The organism is Polaromonas sp. AET17H-212, assembly GCF_002379085.1.
GTDB lineage: Bacteria > Pseudomonadota > Gammaproteobacteria > Burkholderiales > Burkholderiaceae_C > Polaromonas.
Genome location: NZ_NBZW01000001.1, coordinates 22,247 through 36,721, shown reverse-complemented (window position 1 = coordinate 36,721; position 14,475 = coordinate 22,247). Strand labels below are relative to the sequence as shown.

Sequence of the window (14,475 nt, the reverse complement as noted above, 5' to 3'; positions counted from 1 at the left end):
TCGCCTGCCGGAGCGCTACCAGTACACTGATCCCATGCAACTGAAAATCACTCCCAAACACCTTCTGCTGCTGCTTGCCGGCTGGACTTTTGCGCTGTCGGCCGCGGCCCAGTGGCAGTGGGTCGGCAAGGACGGACGCAAGGTGTTCAGTGACCGCCCGCCACCAAGTGACATCCAGGACAAGGACATCCTCAAGCAGCCCGGCGGCCGGCGCGGCGCCAAGGCGGCTGTCGCCCCCGCCGAGCCCGCGGAAGCCGTTTCTCCCGTTGCAACAGCGGCGCCAGCCGTGAAAGCCAATGTCCCGAAAATTTCCGGCAAGGACACGGAGCTGGAAGCGAAGAAGAAAAAGCTCGAGGACGAAGAAGCGGCGAAGAAGAAGGCTGAGGAAGAGAAAGTGGCCAAAGCCAGAGCCGACAACTGCGAACGCACCAAAAAGGCCATGGTGACCATCCAGTCGGGCGCGCGGATCTCGACCACCAACACCAAGGGCGAGCGCGAGATCATGGACGACAGCGGACGTGCCGCCGAAAGCAAGCGCCTGCAGGGGATCATGGACAGCGACTGCAAGTAGGCAGCCGTTCGCGTTCAGTACCCGGCCTTGGCCCCTGCCCTTTTGTTGGCAAACAGCCCTGATTTCTTCACGCCCTGCTTGTTGAAGCGCTCGCGCCGCGCGATCTTGGGGTCCACCCGCAGCGGGCGATAGATCTCCAGCCGGTCCTGCTGGTGCAACTCCTGGCGCAAACTGGTTTTACGCCCCCAAATGCCCACCGACAGACGGCCTGCCGCCAGTTCCGGAAACTCGGCCAGGATGCCGCTGGCTGCAAGGGCCTGCGCCACGGTGCTGCCGGTCGGCAGAGTCACCTGCCACTCACGCACCTGGCGCGGCCCCGGCGAATACAGCAGGGAAATGTCCAGCGCCATGGCGTTCAGACCGCGGCCTCGCCATACACCTGGGCGGCCCTTTTGACAAAGGCATCGACCAGGCTGCCGGCGATCTTGTCAAACACCGGCCCCACCAGCGCCGCGAGTGCCGCATTATCGAAGTCGTAGCGCAGGGTCAGGTCCACCTTGCAGGCGCGCTGGCTGCCGTCCCCCAGCGGCGTGAAGTCCCAGTCGCCCTCGAGCTTTGAAAAAGGGCCGTCCACCAGCTTGAGGGAAACCTTGCGGTCCGGTACGTGGGTGTTGCGGGTGGTGAAACTCTGGTGTATGCCGGCAAACGCGATGCCCACCTTGGCAGTCATGCCCTGCGCGTCTTCCTCGACCACTTCGGCCTGGTCGCACCAGGGCAGAAACTGCGGGTAGCTGGCGACATCGGTGACCAGGGCAAACATTTCAGCTGCGCTGTACCAGATCAAAACGGACTTGTGAACGGTTTTCATACAATCATGGGCTGCGCTCGATTGTATTAGCCGATGCCGCCCCTACCTTTTACCCATGGCCACCAAAGAAGCATCCTCCAAAAAACCGGCCGCCGCGTCATCCGGAAAGTCCACGGGCAAGCCCGCCATCAACCTGACACCCAAGGCTGCCGCCGCTGCCGTGCGTATTGCCGACAACAAGAAGGCCACGTTCAATTACCACATTGAAGAGCGCTTCGAGGCCGGCATGGTGCTCGAAGGCTGGGAGGTCAAGTCGCTGCGCGAGGGCAAGGTGCAGCTGACCGACGGTTACGTGGTGATCCGAAACGGCGAACTGTTCCTGATCGGCTGCCAGATCAACCCGCTCGGGACCGCGTCCACCCATGTCCGGCCGGACTCGGTGCGCACCAAGAAGCTGCTGATGCACAAGGACGAGATTCGGCGCCTGATCGGCAAGATCGAGCAAAAGGGCTTCACGCTGGTGCCGCTGAACCTGCACTGGAAGGCCGGCAAGGTCAAATGCGAGGTGGGCCTGGCCAAGGGCAAGGGCGAACATGACAAGCGCGACACCATCAAGGACCGCGAAGGCAAGCGTGAAGTCGAGCGCGCGATGAAGTCGCGCAGCCGCTGACTCCCCTGTCTTTCAGAAATATTCTGCAAGGCCGGGAATAAACTGGCGCTCAAAGGTGTTTATGGGATGGCAGAGCTGCTCTGCCCAACCCCCCTCACCTACCGGAGCTCACCATGAAATTCCTGACCATCGCCGTCCTCACCGCTGCCCTTCTCGGCGGCTGCGCCTCCATGAGCAGCCCCCCACCCGCCAAAGTCGCCGATGGCGTGCTGGTCGGCCCGAACGGCATGACGCTGTACACCTTTGACCGCGATGTCACAGGCAGTGGCAAGTCCGTCTGCAATGACCCTTGCGCCACCAACTGGCCGCCGCTGCTGGCCGCCGACACGGACAAGGCCTCGGGCGACTACACGGTCATCACGCGCGACGACGGCAAAAAACAGTGGGCCATGAAAGGCAAGCCGCTGTACTACTGGGTCAAGGACACCAAGGCCGGCGACAAGACCGGTGACGGCGTGCAAAACGTCTGGCACATCGTCAAGCCCTGAGTTTGCCTGCCGGCCTGACCGCAGTCCATGGACCGTTCCGAGCTGATTGCCCAGATTCCCGGTTTGCGGCGTTACGCCCGCGCGCTGACCGGCAACGCCTGGGCCGCCGACGACCTGGTGCAGGACACGCTGGAGCGGGCCTGCAGCAAATGGCGTCTGTGGACGGCCGAGTCCGATCTGCGGGCCTGGCTGTTCACCCTGATGCACAACCTGTTCATGAACCAGCGGCGCAGTGCGGCGCGGCAGCTGCAGGCCGGCCCGCCACTGGATGTGGATGAGCTGGCCGGCATGCTGGCCGCGCCCGACGCCAGGCAGGACCAGGCCCTGGACCTGCAGCGTTGCCTGCTCCGGCTGCCGGACGACCAGCGCGCCGTGCTGCTGCTGGTCAGCCTGGAAGACATGAGTTACGAGCAGGTCGCCCGCGTGGTGGGCGTGCCGCTGGGCACCGTGATGTCGCGCCTGTCGCGGGCGCGCAACCGCCTGCGTGAACTGATGGACAAACCGGCGCAGCCTCAGGCAGCAACAGACGGCAGCAGCAACGTCTCCGCCTTGCGGCGCCGCCCCTAACAAGCCCACACCGCCATGGACGCTTCAAGCACACCTCCCCTGACCCACGACGAGCTCAATGCGCTGGTCGATGGGCAACTGACCGCCGCACAGCGGGCCGCCGCCATGGCGCAGGTAGCGGACGATCCCCTGGCTGGCGCAACCTTGCAGGCCTGGCAGGATCAGCGCGAAGCGCTGCGCGGCCTGCACCAGAAGCTGCTGAACGAACCCATTCCCGAGACCTTGCTGGCGGCCGTGCAACGCAGCACGCGCGAGCGGCAGGCGCTGGCCCCGTGGTGGCGCTGGGGCGGCCTCGCCGCCGGTGTGCTGCTGGCCTTTGCCGTCGGCTGGACGGCGCACGGTCAATTCGGCCACACGGTCCCGTATGCGGCAGGCCATGCGGCACGCGCCGGCCTGGCCTTTGCGCATCAGGCCAGCCTGGCCCACGCCGTGTTTGCGCCGGAAGTGCGGCATCCGGTGGAAGTTGGCGCGGCGCAGCAGGAGCACCTGGTGCAATGGCTGTCCAAACGCCTGGGCAAACCCCTCAAGGTGCCGGTGCTGTCGAGCCAGGGCTATGAACTGGTGGGCGGCCGGCTGTTGCCCGGTGAGGGCGGCGCCCGCGCGCAGTTCATGTTCCAGAACGCTGCGGGCGGGCGCGTGACCCTGTACCTGGGTGCGCTCGATGGCAGCCTCGTGGCAGGCAAGCCAGCGAACGCAGAAACCATTTTCCGCTACAGCAACGACGGCCCGGTGCCGGCGTTTTACTGGATGGACCAGGGCTTCGGTTATGCCATGAGCGGCCCGGTCACGCGCGAGGAGCTGATGCGGCTGGCCGAGCTGGTCTACCAGCAGCTTTAGTGCTGATTCACTGAAGATCGCGCAGCGGATGCGCTTCGGCCGCCCAGGGACTGGCGAAAAATGCCTGCACCATCTGCGGCTTGACGTCTTCAATGCGGGCTGGGTTCCACTTCGGCGTGTAGTCCTTGTCGACGGCCAGCGCGCGTATACCCTCGAAGGTCTCGCTGGCCGCGCCTGGCCTGAGGTGAAAGCAGTGGTGCACCATGTCGCGCTCCATGCGCAAATCGTCTGCCAGGCTCATGCTTCGGGCGCGGCGGATCTGCTCCAGGGTCACATGCAGCATCAGCGGTGAACGTTTGCGCAGCACGACCGCGGTTTTTTGCGCCCAGTCGTCGTCCTTCGCGGCTTCCAGGGCATCCACGATGTGTTTCACCCGGGCCAGCGAAAAATAAGCATCAAATTTGCTCTCAGCCCTTTCAGAACGGGCGCCATCAGCTATTAAATTAGTAGCAATCCATTGCTCGGCCGCTGAAACATCAGAAAACGCCTGATCGCCCAGCTGCTGCCACAGGCCCGGCAGGCTGGCGGCGGGCCGCTCGATGTCGGCCAGGCCGTAGGCCAGCGCCTCGCCGGCACCGATCACCGCCCCGGTCAACGCCAGGTATTCCCCCGCGCTGCCCGGGCAGCGGCTCAGGAAGTAGCCGCCGCCGACATCGGGAAACAGCCCGATGTTGGTTTCCGGCATGGCCATCTTGGTGTGTTCGGTCACGATGCGGACCCTGGCCCCGACGCTGATTCCCATGCCGCCGCCCATGACCACGCCGTCCATGAAGGCGATGTAGGGCTTGGGATAGTTGTGGATCAGGTGGTTGAGGCGGTATTCCTCGGTGAAAAACGCGTCCAGGTCCGGGTCACCGGCCAGGACGGCCTGGTGAAAGAAGCGGATATCGCCGCCGGCGCAAAAGCCGCCGAACAGGCTTTCCGGCGTGCCGGGACGTCCCGCCTTGTTGGTACCCCGAATGGCCACGGCCACCACGGCCGCATCATCGCGCCATGCCGTCAGCACCGCCAACAGGTCGCGCACCATGGACAGCGAGAGCGCATTGAGCGCCTTGGGCCGGTTCAGCGTGATGAAGCCGACCCGCCCGCGCACCTCGGTCAGGATGTCTCTGTGGGCCGGTGCGTGTATTGTTGTCGGGTTCATGCTCTCTGTCTCCATCCCATCAATTCATTGGCGACCAGCGCCCCGATGACCAGCAGGCCGCCTGTCAGCACACTGGCGGCCGGCACCTCGCCCGCGCCAGCCCAGGCCAGCAGAATGCCGAAAATGATCTCCAGCAGCGCCAGCAAGGCCATCTCGGGCGCTTTCAGCACCCGGGCACAGACCACCGACAGCACGCAGGGGATCGCCAGCTGGACCAGGCCCAACAGGGCCAGCAGGCCGATGTCATGCGGCGTCGCGACAAACGGAAACGCCAGCGGCAGCGTGAGCAGCGAGGAAATCGCAGCACCCACCAGCACGGCCGGCACCAGGTCTATTTTTTCGCCATGCGCCTGGCTGCGCTGCACCACGGTCCAGTTCACGGCCGCGGCCATGGGCACCAGCAAGGCCACCAGCGTGCCGGCGAGCTGCCCCGCACCGGCACCCAGACTCACCTGGCTGCCGTGCATCCAGGCAATGCCCACACCCGCGACGGCAATGGCCACCCAGGTCCGGGGCGGAATGCGGTGGCCGATGAAGACCCGCGCGACCAGGGCCGTGATGAACGGCCCCACCGCCATGGTGACCAGCACATTGGCCACGCTGGTCATGGTCAGCGCCAGCATGAAGGCGGTGAACATGATGCTCCAGCAGACCCCCGACAGCCACAGGAAGCGGCCCGCATGGCGGATTCTGGAGAACACCACGCGCCCCTGGAACAGCGGCAGGATAACCAGCAGCGACAGCAGCGTGAAAAAACTGCGCCAGAAAGTCACTTCAAAACTACGGGCCGATTCAAGATGGCGCGTCACCACGCCGGCGATCGACCACATCAGCGTGATCGCGATCATCAGGAGTACGGCGCGGCTGTGCGTCAGTTTCATGGTGTCCAAAAAAAGAAAAAAGGCGGGCAGGCACCCGGGTGCCCGCACCGCCTTTTGATTTTTTAGCGGCCGGAGCGCTTGCGCTCGCTCTCTTTGAGGTAACGCTTGCGCAGGCGGACCGACTTGGGCGTGATCTCGACCAGCTCGTCGTCCTCGATGAACTCGACGCCGTACTCCAGCGTCAATTCGATAGGCGGCGTGATCTTGATCGCGTCTTCCTTGCCGGACACGCGGAAGTTGGTCAGCTGCTTGGTACGCGTCGCGTTGACCACCAGGTCGTTGTCACGGCTGTGAATGCCGACAATCATGCCTTCGTACACCGGATCGTTGGCCTTGACGAACATGCGGCCGCGGTCGTCCAGCTTGCCCAGGGCGTAGGTGAAGATTTCACCGTCGTCCATGGAAATCAGCACGCCGTTCTTGCGGCCGCCGATCTCGCCCTTGTGCGGCTCGTAGCTGTCGAAGATGTTGGAAATCAGGCCGGAGCCGCGCGTCAGGTTCAGGAATTCGTTGGTGAAACCGATCAGGCCACGCGCCGGAATGCGGTACTCGAGGCGCACGCGGCCGCGGCCGTCCGACTCCATGTTGACCAGATCGCCCTTGCGCTCACCGAGGGCCTGCATCACGCCGCCCTGGTGGGTTTCCTCGATGTCGGCCGTCACCAGCTCGATCGGCTCATGGCGCACACCATCGACGTCCTTGTAAACCACGCGCGGCTTGGACACCGCCAGCTCGAAACCTTCGCGGCGCATGTTTTCCAGCAGGATGGTCAGGTGCAGCTCGCCGCGGCCCATGACTTCAAAAATGCCTTCTTCGTCGGTTTCCTTGACGCGCAGGGCCACGTTGTGCTGCAACTCTTTCTGCAGGCGGTCCCAGATCTGGCGGCTGGTGACGAATTTGCCTTCACGGCCGGCCAGCGGGCTGGTGTTGACGCAGAAGTTCATGGTCAGGGTCGGCTCATCGACCTTGAGCATGGGCAGCGGCATCGGCGTGACCGGGTCGGTGATGGTCACGCCAATACCGATGTCGGTCAGGCCGTTGATCAGCACGATTTCGCCGGGGCCGGCTTCCGTGGTCTGCACACGCTCCAGGCCCTGGAAAGTCAGCACCTGGTTGATGCGGCCCTTGACGGCCTTGCCGTCCGGACCTTCCATCACCACCACGTCCATCATCGGCCTGATCGTGCCCTGGCTGATACGGCCCACGCCGATACGGCCCACAAAGGTCGAGAAGTCGAGCGCGGAAATCTGCAGCTGCAGCGGCGCTGCCGGATCACCTTCCTGATGCGGCACATGCTTGAGCACGGTATTGAACAGGGCCGACATGTCGGGACCCCACTGCTCACCGGGCGCGCCCTCTTCCAGCGACGACCAGCCGTTGATGCCGGAGGCATAAACCACGGGGAAATCGAGCTGTTCGTCGGTGGCACCGAGCTTGTCGAACAGGTCGAAAGCGGCGTTGACCACGTAGTCGGGGCGCGCACCGGGCTTGTCCACCTTGTTGACCACCAGGATCGGCTTGAGGCCCAGCGCCAGCGCCTTCTTGGTCACGAAGCGCGTCTGCGGCATCGGGCCTTCCTGCGCGTCGATCAGCAGCACCACGCCGTCGACCATGGACAGGGCGCGCTCGACTTCACCGCCGAAGTCGGCGTGGCCGGGGGTATCGACGATGTTGATGTGGGTGCCTTCCCAGGTCACGGCGCAGTTCTTGGCCAGGATGGTGATGCCACGCTCTTTTTCGATGGCGTTGTTGTCCATCACGGTGTCGACCACTTTTTCGTGTTCGGCAAAGGTGCCGGACTGGCGCAGCAGCTGGTCGACCATGGTGGTCTTGCCGTGGTCAACGTGGGCGATGATGGCGATGTTTCGGATTTGCTTGTGGCTCATGGTTCGCTTTCTAAAAACTTCAATTCGGTGGCAGGTTAATGGGCCAATGCGGCAGGTGCCGCAGGGCTGGAAGCAAGGGACAGGCTGGCAAGCAGCATGTCCTGGATTTCAATCGGGCTGAGCAGGCGCCCTGGGATCAACTCATCGGCGGTGACATGGGCCGAGCCCAGAAAGGCCGGCGGGTTGGCACCATAGACCTGCACCATCGCGCTGTCCGGTCCCCATTGGCCCGGGCTGCCGCGGCGACGCAGGCCGCTCAGGAACCGCCCTGCATCATCGGCGCCCAATGTGACAGAAGGAAAGGCGGCCACCAGCGACTGCACCGGCAACAAACAGGCCTCGCGTTCGGCCTCGCTCATGGCTTCGAGCGCCGGCAGGCTCACGCACTGACTGTCGGTATAACCGCCGGTCTCCAGGCGCCGCAGCGAGCCGAGGTGGGCACCGCAGCCGATGGCCTCGCCGATGTCTTCCCCGAGCGTACGGATGTAGGTGCCCTTGCTGCACGAAACTATTATTTTGATAGCTGCCGGCGCCCGTGGGTCCTGGGCTGGCGCCATTTCCAGCTTGTAAATGGTGACGTGGCGCGCGTCCCGCTCGACTTCCTCGCCCTTGCGCGCGTACTCGTAAAGCGCCTTGCCGTCTTTTTTCAGGGCCGAATACATGGGCGGCACCTGGGTTTGTGCCCCCGTGAAGCGGCGCGTCAGCTCGGCCAGCAGTTCGGGCGTGATGGCCGGCACCGGGCGCGTCTCGATGACCTCGCCTTCGGCATCGGCAGTGCTGGTTTTCTGGCCCAGCAACAGCACTGCCTCGTAGGTCTTGTCGGCGTCGAGCTGCAGCTGGCTGAACTTGGTGGCCGCCCCGAAACACAGGGGCAACACGCCGGTGGCCAGCGGATCCAGCGTACCGGTATGGCCGGCCTTGTCGGCACGCAGCAGCCATTTGGCTTTCTGCAAGGCCTGATTGCTCGACAGGCCCAGCGGCTTGTCGAGCAGCAGCACGCCGTGGACGGGACGTCGCTGTATCTTTTGGCCTTGCGGGGCCCGGCGATGAAGAGAAGGTGTGGACATAAAGCGTTTCGACAAGCTCGACGCGAGCGACATGCCGCTCGCGGTGGGTACCGTTGCCCCCGAGCTTGCCGAAGGGGAACGGTACGCTTCAGTCGTCCTGGGCGCGGGAAGAAACCGCCTTGGCAATCAGGGCGTTCATGTCTGCCGCACGTTCGGTCGTGCGGTCAAACTGGAAGTGCAGGGTCGGCACCGTGTGGATCATCAGCTTCTTGAACAGGCCGTTGCGCAGAAAACCTGCGGCCTGGTTCAGCGCTGTTTCGCACTCTTTCGGGTCACCGATCAGCACGCTGAAAAACACCTTGGCATGTGCATAGTCCGGCGTCACCTCGACGGCCTGGATCGTCACCATCCCGACCCGCGGGTCTTTCAGTTCGCGCGCGATCAGCTCCGTCAGATCGCGCTGGATCTGGTCGGCGACGCGAAAACCGCGATTCGGGGTGGATGATTTTTTACGCATACAAAATAGGGGGACTTGTGGCGGCCGGCACCGTGAGGCGCCAGCCGCAAGGCAGTCTTAAGGTCTTCAGGCCTCCAGCGTCCTGGCCACTTCACGGATTTCAAAGAACTCCAGCATGTCGCCGACCTGGATGTCGTTGTAACCCTTCACGTTCAAGCCGCACTCGAAGCCTTCCTTGACCTCTTTCGCATCATCCTTGAAACGCTTGAGCGAGTCGAGTTCACCGGTGAAGATGACGATGTTTTCGCGCAGCAGGCGCAGGCGCGCGTTGCGGCGAACCACACCGGCGGTGACCATACAGCCGGCGATCGAGCCGATCTTGCTGACCTTGAACACCTGGCGAATCTCGGCCGTGCCGATAACTTCTTCCTTCTTGTCCGGCGTCAGCATGCCCGACATCGCGGCGCGCAGTTCGTCCACCGCATCGTAAATGATGTTGTAGTAGCGAAGGTCCACGCCGTTGTTTTCTGCCAGCTTGCGGGCCTGGGCATCGGCGCGGGTGTTGAACCCGATCACCACGGCCTTGGAGGCGATGGCCAGATTGACGTCGGACTCGGAAATGCCACCGACACCGGAGTACACCAGCTGCACCTTGACCTCGTCGGTCGACAGCTTGAGCAGCGACTGGGCCAGCGCTTCCTGCGAACCCTGCACGTCGGCCTTGATGATGATGGGCAGCATCTTGACCTCGCCGGCGCCGATGTCGGAGAACATGTTCTCCAGCTTGGCAGCCTGCTGCTTGGCCAGCTTGGTGTTGCGGAACTTGCCGGCACGGTAGGTGGCGATTTCACGGGCGCGACGTTCGTCGAGCATGACCATGAATTCATCACCGGCTTGCGGCACTTCCGTCAGACCCTGGATTTCCACCGGAATCGACGGACCGGCCGTCTTGATCGGCTTGCCGTTTTCGTCCAGCATGGCGCGCACGCGGCCAAAGGTTGAACCGGCCAGCACCACGTCGCCGGCCTTGAGCGTGCCGGACTGGACCAGCACGGTCGCGACCGGGCCGCGGCCCTTGTCGAGACGGGCTTCAATCACCAGGCCTTTGGCCAGCGCATCCACCGGCGCCTTGAGTTCCAGCACTTCGGCCTGCAGCAGCACCTGCTCGAGCAGGGCATCGATGCCGGCGCCGGTATGGGCCGACACGCCGACAAAGGGCACGTCGCCGCCGAACTCTTCGGGAATCACTTCCTCGGTGACCAGTTCGCCCTTGACGCGCTCCATGTTGATGCCCGGCTTGTCGATCTTGTTGATCGCCACCACGATGGGCACCCCGGCCGCTTTCGCATGCTTGATGGCTTCCTTGGTCTGCGGCATGACGCCGTCGTCGGCCGCCACCACCAGGATCACGATGTCGGTCGCCTGCGCGCCACGGGCACGCATGGCGGTAAACGCTTCGTGACCCGGGGTGTCCAGGAAGGACACCATGCCGCGCGGGGTTTCCACGTGGTAGGCGCCAATGTGCTGGGTGATGCCACCGGCCTCGCCGGAGGCCACTTTGGCACGGCGGATGTAGTCGAGCAGCGAGGTCTTGCCGTGGTCGACGTGGCCCATGACGGTCACGACCGGTGCGCGCGGCAGCAACTCGGCCTGCTGGCCCTGGACGTCCTCGTCGGCAAAAGCCTCCGGATCGTCCAGCGAAGCCGTCACCGCCTTGTGGCCCATCTCTTCCACGACAATCATCGCGGTGTCCTGGTCCAGCGGCTGGTTGATGGTGACCATCTGGCCCAGCTTCATCAGGTGTTTGATGACCTCGGAGGACTTCACGCTCATCTTGTGCGCGAGTTCGGCGACCGTGATGGTCTCCGGCACATGCACCTCGATGACCTTGAACTCGGTCGGCGCCACAAAGGTGGACTCGGAACGCGAATCGCGGTCCGAACTGCGACGGCCGCGCGGGCCGCCACGGAAGTTGCCACGACCCGGCACGACAGGCGCGCCGCGGGTCTTGATCTCGCCTTTTTTCTTGGCTGCGTCGTCTTTCCAGGTCGAAGACAGGTTCTCCGACTTGACTTCCTTCTTGCCTGCGGCACCCGCCACGGCGCCCGGTGCTGCGGGTTTCGCAGCGCCCGGCACGACGGCCGGCTTGTGCAGCGTGCCCTTGATGACGGCTTTCGGATCGACGTGCGGCACCAGAACACGCTTGGGCGCGTTCATCATGGCGCGAATGCCGGCGGCTTCCGCCTCGGCTTTCTTGCGGCGGTCCTGCAGGTCCTGCGCCTTCACGGCATCGGCCTGGAACTCTGCCGTGGCCTTGGCCTTGGCGGCGGCCTGGGCGGCACTGGCGTCAGCAGCTTTTGAAGCTGCCAGCGCCACGGCGGCGCTGTCCGGCACGGCAGGTGCTTCCACAGCCGCGGCCTTGGCGGGCATGATTTTGCCTATCGTGGGTTTTTCCACTTTTTTGGCAGCCTCGGCAGCTTGCGCAGCAACCAGCGCACTTTGCTCGGCGGCCTGGCGCTCGTTTTCGAGGGCCTGGTCCCTGGCATCCTGCTCTTCACGCAGGCGGCGTTTTTCCGACAGTTCTTCTTCCTGGCGGCGCAGCAGTTCGGCATGGCGGCTGGCTTCTTCCTCGCGGCGAACCAGTTCGGCGTTGTCAATCACTGGCACCTCAGGCGCGGCAACCGGCGCAGCGACCTCTTCGACAGGCTGCTCAGAGCCTTCATCGCGCTTGATGAAGGTGCGCTTTTTGCGAACCTCGACCTGGATGGTCCGGGCGCGGCCGGTGGCATCGGCCTGCTTGATTTCGGTGGTCGATTTCTTGACCAGCGTGATTTTCTTGCGCTCGGCACTGGCCGTGCCGTGGGCCGCCTGCAGATAGCTCAGCAGTTTCTGCTTGTCGGCCTCTGACAGGGGATCCGTGGCCTGCGCCTTGGCAACACCGGCACTGGTCAATTGCTCGATCAGGGTGGCGGTGGGTTTATTCAGTTCAGCTGCGAATTCAGCGACGGTAGTGGTACTGGACATATGTTTTTTTCCTGCTGGCCTCCATGATCATTGCTCTTGGGCCGTTGCCGGCGCGGCGGGCTCTGCAGCCTCATCGGTAAACCAATGCGCGCGCGCGGTCATGATCAGGGCTTTGGCCTCGTCCGCAGACTGGCCGGTGATATCGGTTAGTTCGTCGACGGCCAGATCGGCCAGGTCGTCACGGGTACTCACACCCGCAGCGGTCAATTTGGCAATCAGTTCGGGCGTCAGGCCTTCGACATCGCGCAGGTTCTGCGAAACGCCTTCGACATCTTCTTCCCTGGCGATTTCCATCGTCAGCAAGGCATCCTTGGCACGCGTGCGCAGTTCGTTGACCGTGTCTTCATCGAAGGACTCGATCTCCAGCATCTCCTGCAGCGGCACATAGGCGACTTCTTCCAGGCTGGTGAAGCCTTCGGAGATCAGGATGTCGGCGATTTCCTCGTCCACATCGAGTTTTTCCATGAACAGCTTGCGGCTGGTGTCGGTCTCGGTCGCCTGCTTTTCAGCGGACTCGTCGGCCGTCATGATGTTGATCTTCCAGCCGGTTAGCTCAGCAGCGAGCCGCACGTTCTGGCCGCCACGGCCGATCGAGATGGCGAGGTTTTCCTCGTCCACCACGACATCCATGGCGTGGCGCTCTTCGTCCACCACGATGGACGACACGTTGGCCGGAGCCAGCGCGCCGATCACGAACTGGGCCGGATCCTCGCTCCACAGCACGATGTCGACGCGTTCGCCGGCGAGTTCGTTGGTCACGCCGTTGACACGGGTGCCGCGCACACCGACGCAGGTGCCGATCGGATCGACGCGCTTGTCATGCGACAGCACGGCAATCTTGGCGCGCGAACCGGGGTCACGGGCGCAGGACTTGATCTCCAGCAGGCCCTGCTCGATCTCGGGCACTTCCTGGCGGAACAGCTCGATCATGAACTCGGGCGCGGTGCGCGACAGGATGATGGGCGCGCCACGCAAGGTGTTGTCGACTTCCATGATCATGGCGCGAACACGGTCACCGGAGCGCAGGTTTTCCTTCGGGATCATGTCGCTGCGGCGCAGACGGCCCTCGACGCGGCCGGATTCGACAATGATGTCGCCCTTGTCCATGCGCTTGACGGTGCCAACAAAAATCTTCTCGCCGCGCGACATGAAGTCGTTGAGCAGCATCTCGCGCTCGGCGTCGCGGATTTTCTGCAGGATGACCTGTTTGGCCGCTTGCGCGCCAATACGGCCGATCGGCAGGCTTTCGACCGGCTTTTCGATGTAGTCGCCTTCTTCGATGTCGGCAATCTCGTCGCGCGCATCGCTGACCAGCTCTTCGGCTTCGGGATTTTGCAGGCCGGCTTCGTCAGGCACCACCAGCCAGCGGCGGAAGGTTTCGTAGTTGCCGCTATCGCGGTCCACCACCACGCGGATGTCTACACCGTCTGCGTACACCTTTTTGGTGGCCGAGGCGAGCGCGAGCTCGACCGCGCCAAAGACGACGTCACGTTCAACATTTTTCTCACGCGATATGGCATCAACCAACATCAACAGTTCGCGATTCATTTCACAAGCCTGCCTTTCTTTTATATCTCTGTGGCGGGTGCGCTTTTCGGCCGGCGCCCCTTGAAGTCAACAACGGGCGCCAGACGCGCCTGCACTATTTCATCCAGCGTGAAACCCAGCGCCTGCAGCGGTGCGGGAATCCTTTTCTTGCTTACCTTTTGCCCGGGTTTGACGGCGGGCTCTTCGCTCCACACAATCTGCCATCCGGATGCCGCACGTTCAAGCGTGCCGCGGAATTTTTTTCGGCTGGCCGAGACCCCGGACCCGGCCGCAGCCGCCGCCCCGATGGGCGCCTTCAGCGTGAGGTCGATCAACTCGCCGGCGAACCGCTCGAAATCCTTTTCGCTGCGCAAGGGCCGGTCAATGCCCGGCGAGCTCACCTCGAGCCGGGAATACGCCGCGCCCTCCACTTCCAGCACAAACTGCAGCTGGCGCGTGACTTTTTCGCAGTCTTCCGCATTGATGAACTGTTCGGCACCTTGAACATAGGGCTGGTCAATCGTCACGCGCAGCAAACCACCGGCGGTGCGCTCGATGTCCACCAGCTCGTAACCCAGTCCCGTGACTGTTTGCTCAATCGTCTCGTGTAATGCCATTCAGTTCTAAAAAAGCAGCTTCGTAAAAGTCAGGGTTGCAAAAACAAACGC

At 63.5% G+C, this 14,475-nt stretch carries 15 protein-coding genes; 5 read left to right on the top strand and 10 right to left on the bottom strand.

What is annotated here, in order from left to right; all coding sequences use genetic code 11:
- Positions 1 to 34 precede the first annotated feature (34 nt).
- Positions 35 to 571: a DUF4124 domain-containing protein gene (locus tag B7G53_RS00180; RefSeq protein ID WP_096662250.1), complete on the top strand. Its 537-nt coding sequence runs from the start codon at positions 35 to 37 to the stop codon at positions 569 to 571.
- 14 nt (positions 572 to 585) lie between these two features.
- Here B7G53_RS00180 and B7G53_RS00175 read toward each other — a convergent pair whose 3' ends face one another.
- Both B7G53_RS00175 and B7G53_RS00170 read right to left on the bottom strand, forming a co-directional pair.
- Complete coding sequence (locus B7G53_RS00175; protein ID WP_096662249.1) at positions 586 to 921, bottom strand: RnfH family protein; 336 nt, start codon at positions 919 to 921, stop codon at positions 586 to 588.
- Between the two features lie 5 nt (positions 922 to 926).
- A complete protein-coding gene (locus B7G53_RS00170) occupies positions 927 to 1,379 on the bottom strand; it encodes a type II toxin-antitoxin system RatA family toxin (RefSeq protein ID WP_096662248.1) in 453 nt (150 codons plus the stop codon).
- A 55-nt stretch (positions 1,380 to 1,434) separates the two neighbouring features.
- On the opposite strand from B7G53_RS00170, the gene smpB reads away from it, so the two are divergent.
- The 4 genes from smpB (at position 1,435) to B7G53_RS00150 (ending at position 3,881) form a co-directional block, all read left to right on the top strand.
- Positions 1,435 to 1,989: an SsrA-binding protein SmpB gene (gene smpB / locus B7G53_RS00165; RefSeq protein ID WP_240523512.1), complete on the top strand. Its 555-nt coding sequence runs from the start codon at positions 1,435 to 1,437 to the stop codon at positions 1,987 to 1,989.
- A 113-nt stretch (positions 1,990 to 2,102) separates the two neighbouring features.
- Complete coding sequence (locus B7G53_RS00160; protein WP_096662247.1) at positions 2,103 to 2,477, top strand: COG4315 family predicted lipoprotein; 375 nt, start codon at positions 2,103 to 2,105, stop codon at positions 2,475 to 2,477.
- 27 nt (positions 2,478 to 2,504) lie between these two features.
- Entirely contained in the window at positions 2,505 to 3,044 is a 540-nt protein-coding gene (locus B7G53_RS00155) for an RNA polymerase sigma factor (RefSeq protein ID WP_096662246.1), read from the top strand.
- A gap of 15 nt (positions 3,045 to 3,059) precedes the next feature.
- Positions 3,060 to 3,881, top strand: coding sequence for an anti-sigma factor family protein (locus B7G53_RS00150; protein WP_096662245.1), 822 nt, complete (start codon positions 3,060 to 3,062; stop codon positions 3,879 to 3,881).
- Positions 3,882 to 3,888: 7 nt separating this feature from the next.
- Here the strand turns inward: B7G53_RS00150 and B7G53_RS00145 are convergent, their stop codons facing one another.
- The 8 genes from B7G53_RS00145 to rimP form a co-directional block, all read right to left on the bottom strand.
- Positions 3,889 to 5,025: an enoyl-CoA hydratase/isomerase family protein gene (locus B7G53_RS00145; RefSeq protein WP_096662244.1), complete on the bottom strand. Its 1,137-nt coding sequence runs from the start codon at positions 5,023 to 5,025 to the stop codon at positions 3,889 to 3,891.
- Positions 5,022 to 5,906: a DMT family transporter gene (locus tag B7G53_RS00140; RefSeq protein ID WP_096662802.1), complete on the bottom strand. Its 885-nt coding sequence runs from the start codon at positions 5,904 to 5,906 to the stop codon at positions 5,022 to 5,024. The genes B7G53_RS00145 and B7G53_RS00140 overlap by 4 nt, the downstream gene beginning before the upstream one ends.
- Before the next feature lie 62 nt (positions 5,907 to 5,968).
- Positions 5,969 to 7,792 carry a translational GTPase TypA gene (typA, locus tag B7G53_RS00135; protein ID WP_096662243.1) on the bottom strand — a complete coding sequence of 608 codons (1,824 nt, stop codon included), beginning with the start codon at positions 7,790 to 7,792 and terminating at the stop codon, positions 5,969 to 5,971.
- 35 nt (positions 7,793 to 7,827) lie between these two features.
- Positions 7,828 to 8,859: a tRNA pseudouridine(55) synthase TruB gene (truB, locus tag B7G53_RS00130; protein ID WP_096662242.1), complete on the bottom strand. Its 1,032-nt coding sequence runs from the start codon at positions 8,857 to 8,859 to the stop codon at positions 7,828 to 7,830.
- An 88-nt stretch (positions 8,860 to 8,947) separates the two neighbouring features.
- Complete coding sequence (gene rbfA, locus B7G53_RS00125; protein ID WP_077594385.1) at positions 8,948 to 9,316, bottom strand: 30S ribosome-binding factor RbfA; 369 nt, start codon at positions 9,314 to 9,316, stop codon at positions 8,948 to 8,950.
- A 66-nt stretch (positions 9,317 to 9,382) separates the two neighbouring features.
- A complete protein-coding gene (gene infB / locus B7G53_RS00120; RefSeq protein WP_096662241.1) occupies positions 9,383 to 12,280 on the bottom strand; it encodes a translation initiation factor IF-2 in 2,898 nt (965 codons plus the stop codon).
- 27 nt (positions 12,281 to 12,307) lie between these two features.
- Positions 12,308 to 13,828, bottom strand: a complete 1,521-nt coding sequence (gene nusA / locus B7G53_RS00115) for a transcription termination factor NusA (protein ID WP_096662240.1) — start codon at positions 13,826 to 13,828, stop codon at positions 12,308 to 12,310.
- 20 nt (positions 13,829 to 13,848) lie between these two features.
- Positions 13,849 to 14,424 (bottom strand): ribosome maturation factor RimP, encoded by a 576-nt coding sequence (gene rimP, locus B7G53_RS00110; protein WP_096662239.1) that lies wholly within the window; start codon positions 14,422 to 14,424, stop codon positions 13,849 to 13,851.
- Positions 14,425 to 14,475 lie beyond the last annotated feature (51 nt).